The organism is Streptomyces sp. NPDC040622 (assembly GCF_055593965.1).
This window is the reverse complement of the sequence record NZ_JBVIXD010000006.1, coordinates 529,146-550,868: the sequence shown is the minus strand read 5'-3', so window position 1 is coordinate 550,868 and position 21,723 is coordinate 529,146. Positions and strand designations below refer to the sequence as shown.

General features: G+C 70.6%; 21 protein-coding genes and 1 tRNA gene. 15 read left to right on the top strand and 7 right to left on the bottom strand.

Features of this window, described 5'->3' with window-relative positions:
- The first annotated feature begins 150 nt into the window (after nt 1-150).
- Entirely contained in the window at nt 151-999 is an 849-nt protein-coding gene (locus ACZ592_RS20185) for a helix-turn-helix transcriptional regulator (protein WP_471582930.1), read from the top strand.
- Nucleotides 1,000-1,514: 515 nt separating this feature from the next.
- Here ACZ592_RS20185 and ACZ592_RS20180 read toward each other — a convergent pair.
- The gene (locus ACZ592_RS20180) at nt 1,515-2,906 is read right to left on the bottom strand and encodes a cystathionine beta-synthase (RefSeq protein WP_471582929.1); all 1,392 of its coding nucleotides are present in this window, start codon (nt 2,904-2,906) and stop codon (nt 1,515-1,517) included.
- A 164-nt stretch (nt 2,907-3,070) separates the two neighbouring features.
- Here ACZ592_RS20180 and ACZ592_RS20175 point away from each other — a divergent pair, with 164 nt between their 5' ends.
- From ACZ592_RS20175 to ACZ592_RS20150, 6 genes are all read left to right on the top strand, one after another.
- Nucleotides 3,071-4,084: an SGNH/GDSL hydrolase family protein gene (locus ACZ592_RS20175; RefSeq protein WP_471582928.1), complete on the top strand. Its 1,014-nt coding sequence runs from the start codon at nt 3,071-3,073 to the stop codon at nt 4,082-4,084.
- Nucleotides 4,085-4,588: 504 nt separating this feature from the next.
- On the top strand, nt 4,589-4,891 hold the full coding sequence (locus ACZ592_RS20170) for a hypothetical protein (protein ID WP_471582927.1): 303 nt from the start codon (nt 4,589-4,591) through the stop codon (nt 4,889-4,891).
- A 1-nt stretch (nt 4,892) separates the two neighbouring features.
- Nucleotides 4,893-6,152 (top strand): enoyl-CoA hydratase/isomerase family protein, encoded by a 1,260-nt coding sequence (locus tag ACZ592_RS20165; protein ID WP_471582926.1) that lies wholly within the window; start codon nt 4,893-4,895, stop codon nt 6,150-6,152.
- A gap of 37 nt (nt 6,153-6,189) precedes the next feature.
- Nucleotides 6,190-7,107 carry a hypothetical protein gene (locus ACZ592_RS20160; RefSeq protein ID WP_471582925.1) on the top strand — a complete coding sequence of 306 codons (918 nt, stop codon included), beginning with the start codon at nt 6,190-6,192 and terminating at the stop codon, nt 7,105-7,107.
- Between the two features lie 59 nt (nt 7,108-7,166).
- Nucleotides 7,167-7,310 (top strand): hypothetical protein, encoded by a 144-nt coding sequence (locus ACZ592_RS20155; protein WP_471582924.1) that lies wholly within the window; start codon nt 7,167-7,169, stop codon nt 7,308-7,310.
- 47 nt (nt 7,311-7,357) lie between these two features.
- Nucleotides 7,358-8,053: a hypothetical protein gene (locus ACZ592_RS20150; protein WP_471582923.1), complete on the top strand. Its 696-nt coding sequence runs from the start codon at nt 7,358-7,360 to the stop codon at nt 8,051-8,053.
- Nucleotides 8,054-8,316: 263 nt separating this feature from the next.
- On the opposite strand, the gene ACZ592_RS20145 is transcribed toward ACZ592_RS20150, so the two are convergent.
- A complete protein-coding gene (locus ACZ592_RS20145; RefSeq protein ID WP_471582922.1) occupies nt 8,317-8,760 on the bottom strand; it encodes an ATP-binding protein in 444 nt (147 codons plus the stop codon).
- A gap of 189 nt (nt 8,761-8,949) precedes the next feature.
- On the opposite strand from ACZ592_RS20145, the gene ACZ592_RS20140 reads away from it, so the two are divergent.
- The 4 genes from ACZ592_RS20140 to ACZ592_RS20125 all read left to right on the top strand — a co-directional run bounded on the left by ACZ592_RS20140 (nt 8,950) and on the right by ACZ592_RS20125 (nt 12,742).
- The gene (locus tag ACZ592_RS20140; RefSeq protein WP_471582921.1) at nt 8,950-9,801 is read left to right on the top strand and encodes a helix-turn-helix domain-containing protein; all 852 of its coding nucleotides are present in this window, start codon (nt 8,950-8,952) and stop codon (nt 9,799-9,801) included.
- A gap of 11 nt (nt 9,802-9,812) precedes the next feature.
- Nucleotides 9,813-10,193, top strand: coding sequence for a DUF397 domain-containing protein (locus ACZ592_RS20135; protein WP_471582920.1), 381 nt, complete (start codon nt 9,813-9,815; stop codon nt 10,191-10,193).
- A 231-nt stretch (nt 10,194-10,424) separates the two neighbouring features.
- Nucleotides 10,425-11,645 carry an acetyl-CoA C-acetyltransferase gene (locus tag ACZ592_RS20130; protein WP_471582919.1) on the top strand — a complete coding sequence of 407 codons (1,221 nt, stop codon included), beginning with the start codon at nt 10,425-10,427 and terminating at the stop codon, nt 11,643-11,645.
- 248 nt (nt 11,646-11,893) lie between these two features.
- Nucleotides 11,894-12,742 carry a hypothetical protein gene (locus tag ACZ592_RS20125; protein WP_471582918.1) on the top strand — a complete coding sequence of 283 codons (849 nt, stop codon included), beginning with the start codon at nt 11,894-11,896 and terminating at the stop codon, nt 12,740-12,742.
- Between the two features lie 113 nt (nt 12,743-12,855).
- Here the strand turns inward: ACZ592_RS20125 and ACZ592_RS20120 are convergent, their stop codons facing one another.
- Complete coding sequence (locus tag ACZ592_RS20120; protein ID WP_471582917.1) at nt 12,856-13,137, bottom strand: hypothetical protein; 282 nt, start codon at nt 13,135-13,137, stop codon at nt 12,856-12,858.
- A gap of 132 nt (nt 13,138-13,269) precedes the next feature.
- Here ACZ592_RS20120 and ACZ592_RS20115 point away from each other — a divergent pair, with 132 nt between their 5' ends.
- Nucleotides 13,270-13,500, top strand: a complete 231-nt coding sequence (locus ACZ592_RS20115; protein ID WP_471582916.1) for a DUF4287 domain-containing protein — start codon at nt 13,270-13,272, stop codon at nt 13,498-13,500.
- Nucleotides 13,501-13,596: 96 nt separating this feature from the next.
- On the opposite strand, the gene ACZ592_RS20110 is transcribed toward ACZ592_RS20115, so the two are convergent.
- The 3 genes from ACZ592_RS20110 to ACZ592_RS20100 form a co-directional block, all read right to left on the bottom strand.
- Nucleotides 13,597-14,523, bottom strand: coding sequence for a Bax inhibitor-1/YccA family protein (locus ACZ592_RS20110; RefSeq protein ID WP_471582915.1), 927 nt, complete (start codon nt 14,521-14,523; stop codon nt 13,597-13,599).
- A gap of 66 nt (nt 14,524-14,589) precedes the next feature.
- Nucleotides 14,590-15,942, bottom strand: coding sequence for an MFS transporter (locus tag ACZ592_RS20105; protein ID WP_471582914.1), 1,353 nt, complete (start codon nt 15,940-15,942; stop codon nt 14,590-14,592).
- Nucleotides 15,943-16,027: 85 nt separating this feature from the next.
- Entirely contained in the window at nt 16,028-17,233 is a 1,206-nt protein-coding gene (locus tag ACZ592_RS20100; protein ID WP_471582913.1) for a 4-hydroxybenzoate 3-monooxygenase, read from the bottom strand.
- A gap of 200 nt (nt 17,234-17,433) precedes the next feature.
- Here ACZ592_RS20100 and ACZ592_RS20095 point away from each other — a divergent pair, with 200 nt between their 5' ends.
- Nucleotides 17,434-19,551: an IclR family transcriptional regulator domain-containing protein gene (locus ACZ592_RS20095; protein ID WP_471582912.1), complete on the top strand. Its 2,118-nt coding sequence runs from the start codon at nt 17,434-17,436 to the stop codon at nt 19,549-19,551.
- Between the two features lie 136 nt (nt 19,552-19,687).
- Nucleotides 19,688-20,080, top strand: a complete 393-nt coding sequence (locus tag ACZ592_RS20090; protein WP_471582911.1) for a hypothetical protein — start codon at nt 19,688-19,690, stop codon at nt 20,078-20,080.
- Between the two features lie 309 nt (nt 20,081-20,389).
- On the opposite strand, the gene ACZ592_RS20085 is transcribed toward ACZ592_RS20090, so the two are convergent.
- A tRNA-Leu gene (locus tag ACZ592_RS20085) sits at nt 20,390-20,472 on the bottom strand.
- A 394-nt stretch (nt 20,473-20,866) separates the two neighbouring features.
- Here ACZ592_RS20085 and ACZ592_RS20080 point away from each other — a divergent pair.
- Nucleotides 20,867-21,637, top strand: a complete 771-nt coding sequence (locus ACZ592_RS20080; RefSeq protein WP_471582910.1) for an ABC transporter ATP-binding protein — start codon at nt 20,867-20,869, stop codon at nt 21,635-21,637.
- Nucleotides 21,638-21,723: the final 86 nt, after the last annotated feature.

Genomic DNA, 21,723 nt, shown 5'->3' with positions numbered 1-21,723 from the left:
CGAACTCCCTTTGCGGTTCCCTGCCGTCCGGGCTGCTCCCCGGCGGCGAGAACCACTCTGCGCGGCCCGCACGCGGCTACCCAGGGCTGAGCCTTTCCTGGGTCTGCCAGTACCAGGCTGGGCCTCGACACGGGTCCTAGGATCAGACGCATGGACGGCGACCTCGGTGACTTCCTGCGCTCACGGCGTGCCCGCATGCAGCCTTCGGACGTGGGCCTCGTCTCGCACGGCCGGCGCCGGGTGCCCGGTCTGCGCCGCGAGGAGGTCGCCCAGCTGGCGGGCGTGAGCGTGGACTACTACATCCGCCTCGAACAGGGCCGCGGCCCCTCGGTGTCCGACGCCGTGCTCGACGCGATCGCGCGCGTGCTGCGCCTGGACGAGACCGAGCACGCCTACCTGCGTACGGTGGCCCGCCCGAAGGCCCGCGCCCGCCGCCCCAAGGCCGCGGCGCAGCAGGTCAGGCCCGGCCTGCGGCTCCTGCTCGACACCATCGACCGGGCCCCTGCGTTCGTCTTCGGCCGCCGTATGGACGTCCTGGCCTGGAATGACCTGGCCGACGCCCTCAACGGCTTCTCCCTCCTGTCCCCCGCCGAGCGCAACGTGCCCCGGCAGGTCTTCCTCGAAGGTCCCGGGCGGGACTGCTACCCCGAGTGGGAGGCGGTGGCCGCGGAGACGGTCGCGTACCTGCGCCTGGACGCGGCGCGCCATCCTTCCGACGACGCGCTGTGCGCGCTGGTCGGCGAACTGTCCGTCAAGAGCGAGGACTTCCTCCGGCTGTGGGCGGACCACCAGGTCAAGGAGAAGACCCACGGCGTGAAGCGGATCACCCACCCCCTGGTGGGCGAACTCGTCCTCCCCTACGAGACCCTGACGCTCCCCGGCGACCCCGACCAGCTCCTGGTCGTCTACACGCCGGAGCCCGCCTCGGAAAGCGCGGACCGCCTCTCGCTCCTGGCCAGCTGGTCGGCGGCCCCCGAGGCCGCGCGCCGCTCCTCCTAGGCCCCCCGGGCCTCCCAGCGCCTCCCAGGGACGGGTCTCCGCCCCGCTGCGGCCGGGTGGGGGCTGGCCGCGCAGTTCCCCGCGCCCCTGGCCGGTCCTCCTCACCGCCCCACCAAAGCCGCCCTCAAAGGGGCGCGAGGAACGGCGCGACAAGCCCCCACCACCCCGCAGACAAACACCAAGCGGGAGGAGACCAGGGGGCGCGAGGAACGGCGCGAGCAACCCCCGCCGGCCCGCGGAAGAGATCCGCGAAACCCAGCGGAGCGCCACCGCGGGGACCGCCGCACCCCCGGGTCTCCCCGGAGGGCGGGACGACGGCGGTCCCCGCGAGGGACGCGCACCGGGTCAGGGCCAGGCCGCGTCCAGGCGTCCGTGGAGGTCCGGGAGCCGCTCCGGAGTTCCTGACGCCGACAACCACCAATGTGCCGGAGCCGTGTTAAGCGGGTGCTGCGCGGACGTGACGTGCACGTACCACTTGCGCGAAGTCCACCCACCGGCCCCGGCCGCCCCCGGCCTCACGCGTTCTGCTGCTCCGCGAGGAACGCGAGGAGGTCCTGCCGGCTCACGACACCGGTCGGCTTGCCCTCGACGAGGACGATCGCCGCGTCGGCACGGCCGAGCACCGACATCAGGTCCGCCACCGGCTCACCGGAGCCGACCTGCGGCAGCGGGGCCGACATGTGCTTCTCCAGCGGGTCGGACAGCGAGGCACGCTGCGCGAACAGCGCGTCGAGCAGCTCGCGCTCCACCACCGAGCCGATGACCTCCGCGGCCATGACGTCGGGGTGTCCCGCGCCCGGCTTGACGATCGGCATCTGCGAGACGCCGTACTCGCGAAGGACCTCGATGGCCTCCCCGACGGTCTCCTCGGGGTGCATGTGGACCAGCGAGGGCAGTTCGCCGCCCTCCTTGCGGCGCAGCACGTCGCCGACGCGCGGCTGGTCGCCGGGCTCCTCGAGGAAGCCGTAGTCGTTCATCCACTCGTCGCTGAAGATCTTGCTGAGGTAGCCGCGGCCGGAGTCGGGCAGCAGGACGACGACGACGTCGTCGGGGCCGAGCCGCTCGGCGACCCGCAGCGCCGCCACGACGGCCATGCCGCAGGATCCGCCGACGAGCAGCCCCTCCTCCTTGGCGAGCCGCCGGGTCATCTGGAAGGAGTCCTTGTCGGACACGGCGACGATCTCGTCGGTGACGTTGCGGTCGTACGCCGTCGGCCAGAAGTCCTCACCGACGCCCTCGACGAGGTAGGGCCGCCCGGACCCGCCGGAGTACACGGACCCCTCGGGGTCGGCGCCGACGACGGTGACCGAACCCTTGGAGACCTCCTTCAGGTAGCCGCCGGTCCCGGAGATGGTGCCGCCGGTGCCGATGCCCGTCACGAAATGGGTGATCTTCCCGTCCGTCTGCTCCCAGAGCTCGGGGCCCGTGGAGTGATAGTGGGAGAGCGGGTTGTTCGGGTTGCTGTACTGGTCGGGCTTCCAGGCATCGGGGGTCTCGCGCACGAGCCGGTCGGAGACGTTGTAGTACGAATCCGGGTGGTCGGGGTCGACGGCCGTCGGGCAGACCACGACGTCGGCGCCGTACGCGCGCAGCACGTTGATCTTGTCGAGGGACACCTTGTCGGGGCAGACGAAGATGCACTTGTAGCCCTTCTGCTGGGCCACGATGGCGAGACCGACCCCGGTGTTGCCGGAGGTGGGCTCGACGATGGTGCCGCCGGGCTTCAGGTCCCCGCTCTGCTCGGCCGCCTCGATCATGCGCAGCGCGATGCGGTCCTTCACGGAACCGCCGGGGTTGAAGTACTCGACCTTGGCCAGGACGGTCGCCTGGATGCCCGCGGTCACGTTGTTGAGCCTCACCAGCGGGGTGTTGCCGACGAGGCTGATCATCGAGTCGTGGAATTGCACCGTTGTCTCCGGGCTGCGATGTAGTGCGACGAATTGGTGCGGTCAGCCTAAGGGTCGGACTCATCCGTTCACCTCCGCTTGCGATTGGCCGACCGTGCTTACGGGGCAAGGAGTGGATGTACGGCCGTATGACGCGGTACGGCACGAGGAGGTGGCTGCAGGGCATGTCGAGGGCGAGGGTGGCGAGGCGGATCGCCGCGGGCGCGGCGTACGGCGGCGGAGGCATCGGGCTGCTCGGCGCGGCCACGGTGGGCGTGGTGCTCGCCGAGGTGCAGCTGGCGAAACGGAACGTGGGCAACGGCGGGCACGCGGATCCGCCGCGGGCCGACGGGAGGTACGGCGGGGTGTTCGCGGACCGGCCCGCCCGCGCCGAACCGGTGCGGTTCGCGATGCTCGGGGACTCCACGGCCGCGGGACAGGGCGTGCACCGGGCCAGGCAGACCCCGGCGGCGCTGCTCGCCTCCGGGCTCGCGGCGGTCGCCGAGCGGCCGGTCGACCTGCGGAACGTGGCGCTGCCCGGCGCCCAGTCGGACGACCTGGAACGGCAGGTGACGCTGATCCTCTCGGACCAGGCGTGGGTGCCGGACGTCTGCGTGATCATGATCGGGGCGAACGACGTCACGCACCGGATGCCGCCGACGCGTTCGGTGCGCCACCTCTCCTCGGCGGTGCGCAGGCTGCGTACGGCCGGTTCGGAGGTGGTGGTGGGCACCTGTCCCGACCTGGGCACGGTGGAGAACGTCTACCAGCCCCTGCGGTGGCTGGCCCGCCGCGTCTCACGGCAGCTGGCCGCGGCGCAGACGATCGGCGTGGTGGAACAGGGCGGGCGGACGGTCTCGCTCGGGGACCTGCTCGGTCCCGAGTTCGCGGCGAATCCGCGGGAACTGTTCGGTCCTGACAAGTACCACCCCTCCACGGAGGGGTACGCGACGGCGGCGATGGCGGTCCTGCCCACGCTGTGCGCGGCGCTCGGCCTCTGGCCCGAGGAGGAGCGACCCGACGTCTCGCGGCGCGAGGGCTTCCTGCCGGTGGCCCGTGCGGCGGCCCAGGCGGCGTCGGAGGGCGGTACGGAGGTCACCGCGGCGATGCCTACGGGCCCCCGGGGGCCGTGGGCACTCCTCAAGCGCCGTCGCCGGCGCCGCATCCACGCCCCCGAGGCGTCCCCGCTCCCCCACTGACCTCCGCCTTCCCTGCGGGCGCGTGGGGGGGCTGGTCGCGCAGTTCCCCGCGCCCCTGAAAGCACCGGCCCGGTGGGGGCTTGGCGCGCAGTTCCCCGCCGGCCCGCGGGTGACAGCGGACGCCGACAGACCGGCGGACGCACAGAACGAAATGGCGCGTCCGGTACGGCGGGCCGCCTTGTTCCCAACGGAGCGAGCTGCTTAGGAGGGCAAGGGGCCAGTCCTCCTGCCTTCACCCCCTTCCTTGATTTGCTCTCCGGTACCATCGCCCGCTTCCGGGTTCATGGCAGTGTGCGACACAAATGAGCCAAGAGTGATCAAAGCCAGTCCAAATTCCCCCTGTATGCGCTCATACATGCCATGGCCAGGCGCCCATGCCGCTGGTGCCCCCCACCCCTCCTGGATAGCTTGGTTCACTCCAGAGAACCGTACGAACTCGGGGCCCGCCGACCACGGCCACGACTACGCCCCCCCTACGATCGAACAGGGAACCCGGACACCGACATGAGCGACCTTCGTCTCGACGGAACGGTCTTCGAGAGCCTCAAGAAGACCTTCTCCTCGGTCAGCGACCGCATGGACGCCGCACGCAGAACCCTGAAGAACGCCGACGGCTCGGTCGTCGGGGCCGAGAAGCTCATCGAGGACGTGCACGAGTTCGCCGACGAGTGGGGCTACGGCGTCAAGCAGCTCGGCAAGCACACCGAGGGTGCCGTCAAGATGATCGACAAGATCGACGAGGAATTCAGCAAACTCGACCAGGCCCTGGCCGAATCCCTCAAGTCCGCCAAGAAGAAGAGCAAGTAGCGTGAGCGGCGCCAAGCGTCCCGCACTCCCGAACATAGGCTGGGACCCCACGCCCGGAAACGTCGAGGACACCCGCGACCTCGCGAAGAAACTCGGCGGTCTCGCAGGAGAGTTGGGCAACGCGGTCACGGACTTGGAACGCATCGAATGTGGCGCCTGGAAGGGCAAGGCTGCGCTCGCGTTCACCGAGTACATCGGCGAGGACGTCACCCCGCTCATCCGCAAGAGCCACATGTCCTTCGACAAGGCGTCGCGCGCGCTGTACCGGTGGGCCAGGGAACTCAAGGAATTCCAGGACGAGACCGACCGGCTGGAGAAGAAGGCCGGGGAGAAACTCGACGCCCGCTCGGAGGCGAAACCCCACAGCAAGGAGAGCGGGAAGGCCTCGGGGGACGTCGACGAGGTCATCGCCCAGGTCCACGACCTGGAGGACCGCTTCGCCAAGGCAGCCGGGGCGATCAGCAAGGAACTGGACAAGGCGGGCGACATCGCCCCCGACGAGCCCGGCTTCTGGGACAAGCTCACCAAGGGCGTCAAGGACGCCTGGGACGCGACCGCCAAGTGGCTCGAGGACCACGCCGACATGATCAAGCTGATCGGCGACCTGCTGAGCGATCTGACGGCGGTCCTGGCTCTCCTGACCATCGTCACGCTCCCCTTCCCTCCGCTGTCCGCAGTCTTCGGCACGGCGGCGCTCATCACGAGCGGGCTCGCACTGGGGGCCCATGGGCTCGCCAAGATGGGTGGGGCGGATGTGAGTTGGGTGCAGATGGGGTTGGATGCGATGGGACTCATTCCTGGGATCGGAGCGTTCAGCAAGGGCATCAAAGTGGTCGGCAAGGGGCCGGCCGCTGCCAAGGCCCTCGCGCTCGGCAAGGGATTCGAGTCGACCAGAATCGGAACGTCTCGCCTGCTGTTGGCAACCAAGGAAGAGGCGACGAAGGTCACGGGCGGGATTCCGCTACTGCCCAACAAGGTGGTCCTCGGCGGTACGGCCAACAATGTCTACCAGGTCGCACATGCGACCAGTGGCACCATGACGCGCATGGGAGGCGTCGCCAACATGGGCTATCACTCAGGTCAGTGGCTCGGCTCCAAAGGAGCCAACATGCTTCCGGGAGTGAACATCGATCCGTTGAAGGCCGGTATCGCGATGGACGCGGGGCTGAAGATCTTCCCCAAGGTCACAAGCATTCATCAGCACGTGGGAGACGCCCTCTTCCCTGGAGACCAGTTCGAGAAGTCGGCCTCGGGCAACTGAGCGGCCGACTCCCAGAATCAAGTGCAGGAAGACGGACATGCATATCTGGCAGCCCGAACTCGGCGAGACCATCCTGGCGCGCACGCCGGTCAGCTTCGCGACGGGCGATGCCATGCCTGTCTCAGGCATGCGCTGGTTCCGCGATACCGAGCGCAATGACATCCAGGGGGAGCTCCCGGGCTGGCCGGAAGGCCCTGTGTACACAGCCCGTTCGGCAGGCAACTCACTCACGCGGAACATCGGCAAAGGAGGGTTACTCGCCCTGGGTGCCGTCATTATGGGCGTAGTCACCGGCGGCGGGGGCAGTGGACCTACCTTGCGCAAATCCGGCACGGAGAGGTCCGCCGACCGTGCCAACGAAATCGAGGACTTCCCCGTCATCTGGGCCGCTCCTGGCACCATTGCCCGCACTCTGCCCTGGCAGCTTGACCCGGCCCGCGCTCCCAGCAAGGAGCGCTACCGCACGCATGCAATCGTCACTGACCGACGAATCGTCATCGTAGGCCTTCCTGTCTTGAAAAAGGACGGGAACATGATTGACGACGAAGTTCTCTGGGAGACTCCTCGGTCCACCATCAGCAAGGTCGAGCCGTGCGATTTCCATCAGGATAGCGACGTCAGGATTCTCTTCGCCGATGGCTCTTGGTGCAGGCTGCGAGCCCACTCGCGTCCTGAGCTCACCCGGCACCTCATCCGTCCTCCCGATCTGATCCCACTGAGTTCCCTGACGCCGGAGCAGCGGACTACTGTCGACAAATTCCTTACGTCAGCGCAAGCAGAGGCACCGGATGCCGGACCTCCCGTCATCACCCGCCGCTCTTGCGGTCACTACAGGGTCGAGGTCCTGCCGCTGAGCAGATTCGACTCGTTCTTCGGTGCCTCGGAAATTGAAATAATCATGGACTCCACAGGCACCGAGGTCGAAGTCACAGCCCAGCACCCGGATGACTATTGAACTCCGACTTGAGTTCAGGGGTTTTCGACCCGTCTTCGACCCGTAGGAGATGCACTCAGATGGACATCTGGCTCACCGAGCCGGGCAAGACGTTCCTCGCGGTCGACGTGGACTTCGGCACCCCCGAATGGGACATGACCATGGACGCAGGCGGTGTGGAGGCCGAGCCGGTCGCGTACCACCCAGAAGACTTCGCCGACTGATTCACCTGATCCCGCACCCGGACCTGAAGCAGACCAGGACGGCCTCCATGACTTCCCCCATCATCAGCCAAGACCCCCCACCCATATGGTTCCTCGTCCCTGAGGGCTTCTTCGCTCTCCCCGTGGCCGCCACCCCCGAAGAGCGCGCCGAGCATTCCCAGTCCTTCGTACGACAGCTCTACTCCCGAGGCGACGACAGCATCTGGGAGCCCGCCGCCCCCTATTACGCGGCGATGGCCGAACTCATGACAGAAACGGGCGTGTCGTATGCGGCGATGGGCCTCTTCTCCACGGCAGACCAGGGAGAGGGCGAGGGCGTGAACGGGAGTGAACCGGCCGACGGCGTCGCCCAGTGCGCCCTGACCGTTGCGGCCGTCCCGACTGACCAGGCCGACGTGAATACCGACGTCGTCGCCCAAGGCATCCTCGCCGTCCTGTCCAGCGACCCCTACAACGACGCCCGCTGGCTCGACCTGCCGTGCGGCCCTTCCGTGTCGTCCATCGCGCTGAAAAAGTACACGCTCTCCCCGGAAGTGACGGCCGATGGAGAGCCGACGGATCTCCTCACCGGACAGATCCAGGTCCATGTCCCCTTCCCCACGGGCCCGTTCACCGCGGTCTTCACGCTCCACACCGCATCCACGGACTACTGGACCGAATTCTGCGACATCATGTCGGCGATACTCCGGACGGTCTCCTTCACCGAACCGGACGAAGGGCCACAGGAAGAGACGCCGTCCTGATGGGCGGGCTCACCGGCCCCGAAGAAGACGTCCTCGTCCATTCCGCGGTCACCTTCGCCACCGGCCTGGCCCCACGCTTGGTCCGGGCGGCGTTGGTTTCGCGACACCGCGCGCAACGACATTCAACAGCAGCCGGCGGATGCGGGCCGGCCGTCCGGCTCGGGCGCGCCGCTTCGACACGGCCGTCAACCTGATGGACCGGACCGGCGAACGAACCGCGCCCCGGCCAGGGGATCCGTCCGCCCCCTGGCCGGCCGACCCCTCTACCCGCCGGAGCCCGGCGTGACCTCGGCCCACAGCAGCTTCCCCGTGCGCCCTGTCCCCAGGGGACGGGACCCCCAGCTGTCCGCGCAGGCCCGCACGATGTGCAGCCCCCGCCCGCCCTCCGCCGTGTCGGGCGGCCGGCTGTCGGCGTCTCGGGTGTTCGCCCCGAACCCGGGCGGGATCCGCGGATCGGAGTCCCACACGGCCACGCGGATCCCCTCCGGGAAGGAGGAGCGGAGGCGGAGGGCGTAGGGGCCGTCGGTGTGACAGTGCGCGTTGTTGAGCAGTTCCCCTGCGAGGAGCTCCGCGGTGGGGGCGAGTTCCCTGAGCCCGTACGTTTCGAGGACGGCCCGGAGCGTGGCGCGGCCGATCCCCGGGGCGCGGGGATCGTGGGGCAGTTGGAGGGTGTAGGTCCAGGGCGGCGATACGGTTGCAGCACGCATGGAAGTCTCCGTCGCGAGTGGGTAGTTGCCGGGTGGGCCCAGTGACGTTGTCGCTCCGTCGAGCGGGGTTCTTCTGGGCGGGACGTCCACAGCGAAAGTAGCGCTACCGGATATATTCTTCACCCGTTTCCGGGTGAGATTAAAAGCAACCACTCGTGTGAGTGACGCGAGAGCACAGGAGCAGCAAGCATGGCCGTTCGGAACAACCCGACAGGTCGTCAACTCCGGCTCGGCGCCGAGCTGCGCAAGCTGCGCGAACGTGCCGGCCTGACCTCGACAGCGGCAGCTCAACTGCTCGGTATGAGGCAGGCGCAGGTGAGCAACATGGAGACCGGCAGGGTTGGCGTGAGCGCCGAGCGGGTGCGCACCCTGGCCTGCAACTACGCCTGCTCGGACAAGGCCCTCGTCGAAGCCATCACCGACATGACAGGCGACCGCAAGCGCGGCTGGTGGGAGGAGTACCGGGAGATCCTGCCTGCCGGGCTGCTGGATCTCGCAGAGGTGGAGCATCACGCCACACGCCTGCGCACCGCCATCACCGTCCACATTCCAGGCCTGCTCCAGACCACGGACCACGCTCGTGAACTGTTCCGCCAGGTCGTGCCCGAGTTCCCTCCCCCGGACGTGGAGCATCGGGTGTCGTTCCGTATCAAGCGGCAAGCGGTGCTCTTCCAGGACGTTCCCACCCCATACCTGGCAGTCATCCACGAGGCCGCCCTGCGGATGCAGTTCGGTGGACCCCTCGTGACCAAGGGGCAGTTGCAGCATCTGCTGAACATGAGCGAGCGGGAGCACGTGACGATCAAGGTGCTGCCGTTCACTGCGGGCTCCTTCCCGGGGTCGGGGCAATCGCTCTTCTACTCCTGCGGCAAGGTCCCCCAGTTGGACACCGTCCACCTCGACCAGTCACACGGCCCCACATTCCTCGACGCCGAGGCTCAGTTGGAGATGTACCGCGTGCTCCTCGACCGGATGGAATCCATCGCCCTCGACGTCACGAGGTCACGCGACCTCATCCAGAACCGGATCCGCGACCTGTGAAGGGAACCTCCATGCTTGCCCCCGCGCACGAGTGGCAGAAGTCGTCCTACTGCGGGCAGGGCGACTCCTGCATACACGTCGCCACCAACACCACCAACGCCACCGGAACCGTCCATCTCACCGAAAGCAGCGACCCCGCCGCCGCGATACTCAGCACCACCCCCCACGCCTTCGCGGCGCTCGTCCGCACCGTGAAGAAGCGGCCCGCAGGCGAGCAGGGCCCGGGGCCCTGGATCGAGATCTCCTTCGGCGAGGACGACGCCGTCCACCTCCGTGAGACCGGCGACCCGGACAACGTCGTCACGACCACCCGCGAGAAGTGGGACGCCTTCGTGCTCGGCGTACAGGCAGGCGAGTTCGACCACTTCGCGGAGGGAGCGGAGGGCCCCTGACGCCTTCAGGGGCGCGAGGAACCGCGCGACCGTCGCCCACCGGCCCGCGGGGGGGGGGGGGGGGGGCACAGACCCGCGGACGGACCCACCCGTCCGGCTCCGCCCACGGCCCCACGGCCTGAGCAACCGCTTAGAAATGCGGTCGGAGTCACATTCCCCAACCGGTGACCCGCACCACTACGTGCAGGTAACTTCCCAGTGAGTCGTGCCCCTCAGCCACTGGAGCCCCTGATGCCCGAAGCCGTGATCGTCTCAGCCGCCCGCACCCCGATCGGCCGCGCCTTCAAGGGCTCGCTGAAGGATCTGCGTCCGGACGACCTGACCGCCACCATCATCGAGGCCGCCCTCGCCAAGGTGCCGGGGCTCGACCCCAGGGACATCGACGACCTGATGCTCGGCTGCGGTCTGCCCGGCGGCGAGCAGGGGCACAACCTCGGCCGCATCGTGGCCGTGCAGATGGGGATGGACCACCTCCCGGGCTGCACCATCACCCGCTACTGCTCGTCCTCCCTGCAGACCAGCCGCATGGCCCTGCACGCCATCAAGGCGGGCGAGGGCGACGTCTTCATCTCGGCGGGCGTGGAGATGGTCTCGCGGAGCAAGAAGGGCAGCTCCGACGGCCTCCCGGACACCCACAACCCCCTCTTCGCCGACGCCGAGGCCCGCACCCTGGCCGTCGCCGAGAGCGAGGGCTCGACCTGGCACGACCCGCGTGAGGACGGCCTGATCCCGGACGCGTACATCGCGATGGGGCAGACCGCGGAGAACCTCGCCCGCGCCAAGGGCGTCACCCGTCAGGACATGGACGAGTTCGGCGTCCGCTCGCAGAACCTCGCCGAGGAAGCCATCAAGAACGGCTTCTGGGAGCGGGAGATCACCCCGGTCACCACCCCCGACGGCACCGTCGTCAGCAAGGACGACGGCCCGCGCGCGGGCGTCACCCTGGAGGGCGTGCAGGGCCTGAAGCCCGTCTTCCGCCCCGACGGCCTGGTCACCGCCGGCAACTGCTGCCCGCTCAACGACGGCGCCGCCGCCCTCGTGATCATGAGCGACACCAAGGCCCGCGACCTCGGCCTGACCCCGCTCGCCCGCATCGTCTCCACCGGCGTCACCGGCCTCTCCCCCGAGATCATGGGCCTCGGCCCGGTCGAGGCGAGCAAGCAGGCCCTGCACCGCGCGGGCCTCACCGTCGACGACATCGACCTCTTCGAGATCAACGAGGCCTTCGCCGCCCAGGTGATCCCCTCGTACCGCGACCTGAACATCCCGCTGGACAAGCTGAACGTGAACGGTGGCGCGATCGCGGTGGGTCACCCCTTCGGCATGACCGGCGCCCGCATCACCGGCACGCTCATCAACTCCCTCCAGTTCCACGACAAGCAGTTCGGTCTGGAGACGATGTGCGTCGGCGGCGGCCAGGGCATGGCGATGGTCATCGAGCGCCTCAGCTAGCCGATTTCACTGACACAGAGTTCGCCGAGCTGACGCTCCGTTCCTGCACCGCTTCGTGACCCAATCTCCCCCAGGATGTGACCTATCTCCTGGGGGAGATACATATGCCCAGCTCAGAGCACATCTGGGGTTAAACATCGGGCCCAAAGTCCTGTCCAATTCGTGACGTAATGCACTGACAGGTGGATCGTGCAGGCTTCAAGCTGATGTAGGAAGTCGGGGGTCGACTTGAAACCGGGAGTACGTCAGTGAGCGCCTTGCCTCTTGCCCTGCTGCTCTCCACGGCCGCTGCCACGGCCGTGGGCGTCGCTGCCCTGCACGCGGTGCACGGCCTGCGGAAGCAGCTCGCCGAGATCACAGCCCTGCACACCGAAATGGCCGACAACCGTGCCGTGAGCGGCCCGCACCTCACGGTGCCGGGCGCACGCGCCACGGTGGACACGGACGAGATACGCGCGGCCGTGACCGAGGCGCTCGCCGAGGAGCGGGAGCGCGAGCTCGCCGAGGCCCGCGCCTTCTGGGCCGCCCAGGAGGCCCGCGAAGGCACGGACGGGCCCGGCCTCCTCAGCGGGCTGCCCGGCATTCCCGACGGCATCGCCGACGAGCTCTTCCTGCCGCGCCAGGCCGACTTCGCGGGCCTGGAGTCCGACAGCCTCGAACCGGTGGCGGAGTCCTTCGCCGACCCGTCGGTGACCGACGAATTCGCCGGGGACTCGCCCGAGTTGGCCGCGGCCCGCCGCCGCCACCCCTCGCACCCGGACTTCGTGCCGGTGCAGTCGCCGGTCTCCGAGGGCCACGGCGACCACGAGCGCACGGTGGCGTGCCTGGAGGAGCTGGCCGACGCCCGCACCGCCCTCGCCGACGTCCGCCCCGGACCGCTGGGCACCCTGGACGTGTACGTCTTCGCGGACGGTACGACGCTGTGCATGACGCCGGGCCACCGCGAGACCGCGGAGCTCCTGGCGACGGCCCTGCACGAGGGCCGCACCCCGTTCCTGCTCGGCGGCTCCGGCATCTCCGGGGCGTACGCCCTGACCTTCGAGTGCGGCTCGGAGAACATCTACATCCTGGCCGACCGCGTCATCGCGTCGGTCTGACCGGCCCACCGGGCGGCCGCTCCGGGAACGGCCGCCGGGGGTACGGAAGATGGAGTCCTCCGGGCTCCTGGGTTCCCGGGCTCGGGGCTCCCGGGTTCCCGTGTTCCCGGTCCCTAGACTCCGGCCCGCTTCTGGGCGTCCTTCACCAGTTCGAGCGCCCGCTCCAGGTCCTCCGGCTCCGTCAGGACGAGGGCCAGGTCGCGGCCCGCGACGGTGATCTGGTCGGCCGCGGCGAACATCCCCGCGTCCGGCATCTCCCTCGGCTCCGCGTCCGGTTCCTCGATGCGCTGCGCCCGGGCCGCCAATTCCCTGGCCAGTGCGAGCGCTTCGGTCGCGGCCCCGCGCTGCAGGCGGCTCTGCGGCGCGGCCCGCAGACGGTCGGCGAAATGGTCCACTGCGGCTGTCAAAGGCGTCGTATCGAGCACCCCGCGACCTTATGCGCCTTTCCGGGACTGTTGCCAACGTCCCAACCCTCAGGCACGGTGGCGTGAAGGACGGAACACATCGCGACGCGTCCGGAGGCGCCGATGTCCCAAGTCTTCTCCCAGGAGACCCACCGCAACCTGCTCGCCCGAATCCCCCACTGCACCGGTCGTGAAGTGTCCGACTGGCTCCGCGCCGTGGACGAAGGCCCCTCTCTCTTCCGCTTCGAGGAGAAGGTCAGCTGGCTCCGCGCCGAACACAACCTCGCGTACGGCCACGCGAAGGCGATCATCCACGAGTACGACCTCAGGCGGGCTGCCCGCAAGTTCCTCTGATCCTCCTCCCAAAAAGTCCCTCACACACGGCGAAGGGCCCGCGGACCGTTCCGGTCCGCGGGCCCTTCGGCGCTGTCAGTGATCAGCGGGCGTACGTCAGTCGTTGCCCGAGAAGATCGCGATGAGGCGCAGGAACTCCATGTAGATCCAGACGAGCGTCATCGTCAGACCGAACGCGGCGAGCCACGCCTCTTCCTTCGGGGCGCCGTACGCGATGCCGTCCTCGACCTGCTTGAAGTCCAGGGCCAGGAAGCACGCGCCGAGCAGGATGCCGACGATGCCGAACACGATGCCGAGGCCGCCGCTGCGGAAGCCGAGGCCGTCACCGCCGCCGAAGACCATGAACAGCAGGTTCACCGCGGTCAGCAGCAGGAAGCCCATCGCCGCGGCCATCACGAAGCCGTAGAAGCGACGGTTGACGCGGATCCAGCCCGCCTTGTACGCCACGAGGACGCCGATGAAGACGGCCATCGTGCCGAGGACGGCCTGCATGGCCGCGCCGCTGGCGATGCGGTTGTCGACGACGCTGGAGACGACGCCGAGGAAGACACCCTCCAGCGCCGCGTACGTCAGGATCAGCGCGGGCGAGGCCTTGCGCTTGAAGGCCTGGACGAGGCCGAGCACCATCGCGATGAGGCCGGCGCCGATCGCGATGCCGTACGACTTGCTGATGTTCGCGTCGTCGACCGGCAGCAGCGCCCAGGCGATCGCGGCCGTGACCACGAGCGTGCCGAGCGTGGTGGCGGTCCGCATGACGACGTCGTCCATCGTCATACGGGTCGTTACGGGCGCCTGGGGGGCGCCGTGCTGCACGTCCTGCTGGGCGTACGGATTGGTGGCGTAGGGGTTGCCCGCGGGGGCCTGCTGACCACCGGCGTACGGATTGCCCTGCGCGTACGGGTTGCCCTGCTGGGTCTGGGTCGCGGCTGCGGGTCCCCCGGCCTGCGGCTGCCGGCCGAAGCCGGCGTAGCCGTTGTCGCGGCTGAACCCCCGTCGCGAGAAGACCGGGTTACTGCTCCTCATTTCACTCCTCCATGGCCACCGTGCGTGGCTTTGGTACAAGAGTAATGCGTAGGCAAAGGGATGAGCCTAGTGCTTGGGGAGGATCTTTCCCTCACTGTGACGGAGAACGCGTGACACAGGCCCTACTGTTCCCGGATCGGTGCCGTTCCGCCGCACGAGTGGCACCAGCGAGATCGCGACGGCGCCCAGGACCGCGGCCACCGCGAAGGTGGTGAACCCGAGCGAGGCGTCGCCGCCCGCGACCACCGCCCCGCCCAGCCAGGGCCCGACGACCGCCCCGGTCCGCCCGACGCCGGTGACCCAGCCGAGCCCCGTGGCGCGCTGCGCGGGCGGATAGACCGAGGGAGCGGCCGCGTAGACCATGACCTGCGCCGAGAAGAGCCAGATGCCGGTGACAAAGACCACGGCGTAGGCGACGCCGAGGGGCAGCTGCGCCTTGAGCAGGAAGGCGCCGCACGCGGTGAGCAGGAACCAGACCGCGGAGACCCTGACCGCCCCGAAGCGGTCTGCGGTGCGCCCGGCGACCAGCATGCCGACGATGCCGCCCGCGTTGATCACCATGAGGAAGGTGACGGAGGAGGAGAGCGAGTAACCGGACGCGCGCATCAGTTCGGGCAGCCAGGTGGAGACGCCGTAGACGAGGAGCAGTCCGGCGAAGGAGGCGAGCCACAGGAGCGGGGTCGCGAGGCGCCGCCCCGGCGCGAGGAGCGCGAGCACGGCGGACCAGCGGCCCTTCGCGCCGGCCTCGGGGGTCTCGGCGGGCGTCGGGACCGGCAGCAGGTAGCGGGCGGCGACCGCCTCCGCCTCCCCCGCGCGGCCCTTGGCGAGCAGCACGCCGGGCGACTCGGGCAGCCACTTCAGGACCAGCGGGACGGCGACGACCGCGGGGATCACGCCCGTCCAGAAGACGATGCGCCAGCCGTGGTCCGGGCCGAGCGCGAGCCCGAGGCCCGTCGCCGCCATGCCGCCCGCGTGGTACGAGGTCATCATCAGGCCGGTGGCGAGCGCGGCCCTGCGCGGCGGCGCGAACTCGGCGACGATCGCGAGCCCGATCGGCATCAGCCCGCCGAGCCCGAGCCCCGAGACGAACCGTCCCGCGCCGAAGAGGGCCGCGCTCGGCGCGAGCGCGCAGAGCGCGGAGCCCGCCGAGAAGAGGACGACGCTGCCCGTCACCATCGGCTTGCGCCCCGCCCAGTCGGTGAGGGTGCCGCAGGCGAGGGCGCCGACGAGCATGCCGAAGGTGGTCCAGGAGCCGACGGTGCCCGCGGTGGACGCGGAGAAGCCGAGGTCGGGGTCGTCGATGAGGTGCGGCAGCACGGCGCCGTAGATGTTGACGTCCATGCCGTCGAAGAACACGACGAGCCAGCACAGGGCGATGACGGGCGCGACGGACCGGAAGGTGCGCTCGGGTGGGGTCACGGGACCTTTCCTTCTGGGGCTGGGGCTGGGGCTGGGGCTGGGGCTGGGGCGGGGGCGGGGGCGAGGGCCTGGGCCGGGGGGGCGGCTAGCTCAGCGGGTCCAGCGGGTCCAGCGGGTCCAGGGGGAAGCCCGTGTAGGCCTCGGCGAAGTCGGTCTCCGCGGCACGCGCCGTGGCGATCCGGTCGAGCCCGGCGAGCTGGACGCGGTCGTCGAAGGGGGTGGCGTCGGGGGCGCGGTGGAGCAGCGCCGTCAGCGCGCAGGAGAAACGCTCGGCCTGCCAGACGCGGCGCAGACAGGTAGCGGAGTACGCGTCGAGGTGGCTCGCGTCGCCCTTGTCGCGGTACCGGATCAGCGCGCGGGCGAAGGTGACGACGTCGCCGACCGCGAGGTTGAGGCCCTTCGCACCGGTCGGCGGGACGATGTGCGCGGCGTCCCCGGCGAGGAAGAGCCTGCCGTGCCGCATGGGCTCGTGGACGTGGCTGCGCATCGGCGTGACGGACTTGGCGGTGACGGGGCCGCGCCGCAGCGTCCAGGCCGGGTCGTCGGTCTCCAGGCGGCGGTCGAGCTCGTCCCATATCTCCTCGTCGGCCCAGTCGCCGGCGTGGGTGCCGGCCGGAACCTGGAGGTACGCGCGCGTGACGGCCGGCGAGCGCAGGGAGAGCAGGGCGAAGCCGCGGTCGTGGCGGGCGTAGACCAGTTCGTCGTGGGAGGGCGGCACGTCCGCGAGGATGCCGAGCCAGCCGAAGGGGTACGTGCGCTCGAAGGTCCTGGTGAGGCCCTGCGGGATCGCCTTGCGGGCCACCCCCCAGAAGCCGTCGCAGCCCACCGCGTAGTCGCACTCCAGGGTCTCCTCGCGCCCCTCGTGGCGGAACCGGACGCGCGGGCTCGTGGTGTCGGCGCCCGTCACCTCCAGCGCCTCGGCGCCGAAGAGGAGCGGTCCGCCCCCGGCCAGGCGCAGCGCGATGAGGTCTTTGCAGACCTCGGTCTGCGCGTAGACCATCACGGACCTGCCGCCGGTCAGCGCCGGGAAGTCGACGCGGTGCCTGCGGCGGTCGAAGCGCAGTTCGATGCCGTCGTGCGGCAGGCCCTCGCGGTCCATGCGCGCCGCCGCGCCCGCCTCGCGCAGGACGTCGACGGTGCCCTGTTCGAGGATTCCGGCGCGCTGGCGCCGCTCCACGTAGGCGCGGTCGCGGCTTTCCAGGACTACGGAGGCGATGCCCGCGTCGTCCAGCAGGCGGGCGAGGAGCAGCCCGGCCGGTCCGGCCCCGATGATCCCGACGGTGGTGCGCATCGACCGTTCCCCTCGCCCGTGTCCACCCCGCGCGCCGTGCCCACTTGTTCGCCTGGTGAACTTTTGTTCATAATGTGTTGCGGGGAGTCTCCGGCCGCGCCTGTGCGCTGTCAACGGTCGTGCGGCACCCGATTTCCCGGCCGCCCGGATTGCCTGATACCGACCGGAGAGCGGCCTGCCGGAGGACGAGGAGCGGTGCCGTGCCCGAAGAGTCCGTACGCCCCCTGGAGCGCGGCCTCGCCGTGCTGCGGGCGCTCGCCCCCGCGGGGCCCGGGCAGCTGCGGGCGGGCGATCTCGTGCGCGCCACGGGCCTGGCCCGGTCCACGGTCGACCGGGTCGTCACGACCCTGGCCCACCTCGGCTACGTACGCGTGCGCGGCCAGGAGCTCCACCTCACCCCCCGCCTCATGGAGCTCGGCAACGCCTACCTGGCCGCCAGTGGCCTGACCGGCGAGGTCGCGGCCCGCACCGCCCGGCTCGCGGACGAGCTCGACGAGTCGGTGTCCCTCGCCGTGCCCGACGGCGACGGGGTGCGCTTCGTGACGCAGGCCGCGCGGCGCCGCGCGATGTCGGTGGCGTTCCGCATCGGGGACCTGCTGCCGCCGGAACGGTGCGCGCCCGGGGCGCTGTTCGCGGACGCGTGGGACGAGGAGCGGTGGGCGGCGTGGCGGGCACGGGTCGCCGCCGGGCCCGCGGAGGACGCCTTCTCGGCCCTGCCGCCGGGGCCGGCGCCGGCCGGTACCCCGGACCTCGCGGCCCGCGCGGCGCACTCCCGCGCGACGGGCTGGGCCCTGGACGACCAGCTGATCGAGCCGGGCCTGATCGCGGTGGCCGTCCCCGTACGGGACGCCGCGGGCCGGATCCGGTACGCGCTGTCGGCGGTGAGCCACACCAGCAGACACACGGCGACGGGCCTGGCCGAGGCGATGCTGCCGCGCCTGCGCGCAGAGGCGGAACACCTCGCGGGCCTGTCGGACACCCACGCACCACCCCCCGCGGCCGGGCGGACGCCCACGGACGCATCCCCGCCGGCCCCCGGACCGCCCCGCACCAACCCAACGCCACCCGCCCCAGCGCCGACCCGCACGGACACATCTCTGCCCGCCGCCGGGCCGACGCCCACAGACACGCCCCCACCCGCCCCCGGACCGACCCGCACGGACCCGACGCCACCCGGCCCAACACCGACCCACACGGACACACCTCCGCCCGCCGCCGGGCCGACGCCCACAGACACACCCCCACCCGCCCCCGGACCGACCCGCACCGACCCGACGCCACCCGCCACCGGCCCGCCCCACACCAACCCGACGCCACCCGCCCCAGCGCCGACCCGCACGGACACATCTCCGCCCGCCGCCGGACCGACGCCCACAGACACGCCCCCACCCGCCCCCGGGCACACGCGCCCGCCCGCCGCCGACACCGTCTCGCGCACGGAGACGCCACACCTCAGCGCCGGGCCGGCCCCCACGGCCGCGGCGCCCGCCCGCTTCCCCGTCCCCGACCCGCTGACCGCCAAGGCCGACCTCGGGCCCGGTTTCCTGCAGTCCCTGGCGCGGGGGCTCGCCGTGCTGCGTGCGTTGGGCGAGGCCCGGGGCGACGGGCTGCCGCTCGCCGCGCTCGCGGCGGCCACGGGACTGCCCAGGGCCACCGCGCGGCGCTGTCTGCACACTCTGGAGGCGGCGGGGTACGCGGCGCACGACGGCCGCCTGTACCGCCCGCTCCCCCGCATCCTGGAGCTGGGCCACGCCGCCCTGTCCCGGCTCACCTTCGCCGAGCTGGCCGAGCCGCACCTGCGCGACCTCGCGGACCGGGTGCACCAGTCGGCGTCGGTCACGGTCCTGGACGGGACGGACATCCTGTACGTGGCGCGGGCGGCGACGGGGCGGGTGATGAGCGTGCACATCACGGTAGGCACCCGCTTCCCCGCGTACGCCACCGCCATGGGCCGGGTGCTGCTCGCCGGGCTCCCGGGTACGGAGCGTGCCCGGCTCCTGAAGGCCGAGCCGCCGCGCGCCCTCACCCCCCACACCGTGACGGACCCCGGCGAGCTCGCGCGGCTCCTGGACCGGGTCGCCGCCGACGGCCACGCCACCGCCGACCAGGAGCTGGAGGAGGGCCTGCGCTCGGTCGCCGTGCCGGTCAGGGACGCGCGCGGCGAGGTGGTCGCGGCGGTGAACGTGGCCCAGCACGCGGGCCCCGGCCCCCTGGAGGCGACCCGCGACGCACTGCTGCCCGCCCTGCGCGGAGCCGCGGCGGCGATCGAGACCGACCTGCACACCGCGGCCCGCTTCAACGCGGTACGGCTGCCCTGAAGGCGCCGGCTGCCGCGTCCGTACGCGCGACGCAGGACAGCGGCACCGAGCCCGGCACGCCGTACCACCCGGCACGCCGTACCAGCGGCCGTCCCTGCCGTCCCTGTCGATGTCCACGTAGATCCCGCCGTCGCCGGTGCGGCTGCCGCGGGCGGAGGCCCCCGGCGAGGCGCAGGCCGCGTCCGCGTCCGCGTCCGCCCTGGTGACCGCGGACGTGCGGTCGCGGTGCCTCTTCTCGACCGTGCGGCCGTTCCTGTCCGGGCGGCTCTCGACGACGAAGGAGTCGACCTCGCGCAGGCCGCCGCCGTCCGTGACCCGGCCGTACTCCTCGGCGGGGAACGTGCCGCCGATCTTGTCGACGCAGGACGCGTACTCGATGTCGATGTTCCCGCCCGGCGTGTCCGGCTCCAGGAGGAGCGGGCCGCTGTTGCCGCGGCGTTCCGTGGCCCGGGCGTGCGGGCCCACCACCAGGGCACCCGCGAAGGCCGTCGGCATGGTCGCCAACACCGTTGCCGGACACGTGAACTGACGCACCATCAGGCCCGCGGTCTCACGATCGCCGAACTCCCGGACCGCGCCCGGTCCGGACGGTCTTCAGCGTGGAGCGGGGAGGTGGGGAGGCGTGGAGACGTGGAGACGTGGAGACGTGGAGACGTGGAGGCGTGGACGCGTGGACGCGTGGACGCGTGGACGCGTGGACGCGTGGACGCGTGGACGCGTGGACGCGTGGACGCGTGGACGCGTGGACGCGTGGACGATCATGATCGAGAGGTCACCCGGGACCGTCGCCAAGCACTCACAGGCCGCACCCGAAGGGGCGGCGGGAGTGCAGCGGAAGTGCCCGGAGCCGGACTTGAACCGGCACGCCCCCGAGGGGCAGCGAGGTTTAAGCTCGCCGTGTCTGCATTCCACCATCCGGGCAGGCCATGGGCTCCGCGTCGAGGCTTCGACCCTATCGGGAGGCATCCCCCGAACAGCGGATGGGGAGCCCGATGTTGTCTTATTTTATTGACGTCTGAGGGAGCATCAGCCACACGCACGCCCCATCGGTACTTGCCGGAGGCCTAACCCCGGGCTCAGCCGGTCTCGTGGGCCTCTGCACGGAATGACGGAATTTAGCCGCCCGGACGTTCCCGGTCCCGCTTTCTCCTCCTTTCCGCATCAGGGACGATCATCATCCCCAGGTATGACATGACGACCTCAAGTCCGACTGGAGAGGGCCTTCGGAACCGGAACTGGGGCTGACTACAGGGCGCTGATCGGCCAGGACGATGGAGTACGTCCCCACTCGTCGTCCCGACAGGAGCACCGTCCCGTGACCACCACCCCCTTCGCCGCCCGCGCCACCGCCGTGGCCGCGCGTGCCACGGATCTCTCCAAGGTGTACGGACAGGGCGAGACCCAGGTGGTCGCCCTGGATCACGTCTCCGTCGACTTCGGGCAGGGCGAGTTCACCGCGATCATGGGCCCCTCGGGCTCGGGCAAGTCGACGCTGATGCACTGCGTCGCCGGCCTGGACAGCTTCAGCTCCGGCTCCGTGCGCATCGGCGAGACCGAGCTGTCCACGCTCAAGGACAAGCAGCTCACCAAGCTCCGCCGGGACAAGATCGGCTTCATCTTCCAGGCGTTCAACCTCCTGCCGACCCTGACGGCCCTGGAGAACATCACGCTGCCGATGGACATCGCGGGCCGCAAGCCGAACCGGCAGTGGGTCGAGCAGGTCATCGAGATGGTCGGCCTCTCCGGGCGGCTGAGCCACCGGCCCACCGAGCTCTCCGGCGGCCAGCAGCAGCGCGTGGCCGTGGCCCGTGCGCTCGCCTCCCAGCCGGAGATCATCTTCGGTGACGAGCCGACCGGAAACCTCGACTCGCGCTCCGGCGCCGAGGTTCTCGGCTTCCTGCGCAACTCCGTGCGCGACCTCGGGCAGACCGTCGTGATGGTCACCCACGACCCGGTCGCCGCCTCCTACGCGGACCGCGTGATCTTCCTCGCGGACGGCCGCGTCGTCGACGAGATGCACGGACCGACGGCGGACGGGGTGCTCGACCGGATGAAGCACTTCGACGCGAAGGGCCGCACGAGCTAGTGGCCGCTTGGCCTCGGGCGGTTCCCCACCGCCGCAGAGGCCGGGCATTCGTCGGGACTGCGGGCCGCTCGTGGCTCGCCGCGCAG

Excerpts from the sequence above, each read along its gene's own strand:
- ACZ592_RS20145 (WP_471582922.1), bottom strand. The coding sequence starts at position 8,760 with ATGCGTGCTGCAACCGTATCGCCGCCCTGGACCTACACCCTCCAACTG.
- ACZ592_RS20115 (WP_471582916.1), top strand. The coding sequence starts at position 13,270 with ATGTCCCAAGTCTTCTCCCAGGAGACCCACCGCAACCTGCTCGCCCGA.
- ACZ592_RS20175 (WP_471582928.1), top strand. The coding sequence starts at position 3,071 with ATGTCGAGGGCGAGGGTGGCGAGGCGGATCGCCGCGGGCGCGGCGTAC.
- ACZ592_RS20170 (WP_471582927.1), top strand. The coding sequence starts at position 4,589 with ATGAGCGACCTTCGTCTCGACGGAACGGTCTTCGAGAGCCTCAAGAAG.
- ACZ592_RS20110 (WP_471582915.1), bottom strand. The coding sequence starts at position 14,523 with ATGAGGAGCAGTAACCCGGTCTTCTCGCGACGGGGGTTCAGCCGCGAC.
- ACZ592_RS20150 (WP_471582923.1), top strand. The coding sequence starts at position 7,358 with ATGACTTCCCCCATCATCAGCCAAGACCCCCCACCCATATGGTTCCTC.
- ACZ592_RS20160 (WP_471582925.1), top strand. The coding sequence starts at position 6,190 with ATGCATATCTGGCAGCCCGAACTCGGCGAGACCATCCTGGCGCGCACG.
- ACZ592_RS20155 (WP_471582924.1), top strand. The coding sequence starts at position 7,167 with ATGGACATCTGGCTCACCGAGCCGGGCAAGACGTTCCTCGCGGTCGAC.
- ACZ592_RS20100 (WP_471582913.1), bottom strand. The coding sequence starts at position 17,233 with ATGCGCACCACCGTCGGGATCATCGGGGCCGGACCGGCCGGGCTGCTC.
- ACZ592_RS20135 (WP_471582920.1), top strand. The coding sequence starts at position 9,813 with ATGCTTGCCCCCGCGCACGAGTGGCAGAAGTCGTCCTACTGCGGGCAG.
- ACZ592_RS20140 (WP_471582921.1), top strand. The coding sequence starts at position 8,950 with ATGGCCGTTCGGAACAACCCGACAGGTCGTCAACTCCGGCTCGGCGCC.
- ACZ592_RS20185 (WP_471582930.1), top strand. The coding sequence starts at position 151 with ATGGACGGCGACCTCGGTGACTTCCTGCGCTCACGGCGTGCCCGCATG.
- ACZ592_RS20130 (WP_471582919.1), top strand. The coding sequence starts at position 10,425 with ATGCCCGAAGCCGTGATCGTCTCAGCCGCCCGCACCCCGATCGGCCGC.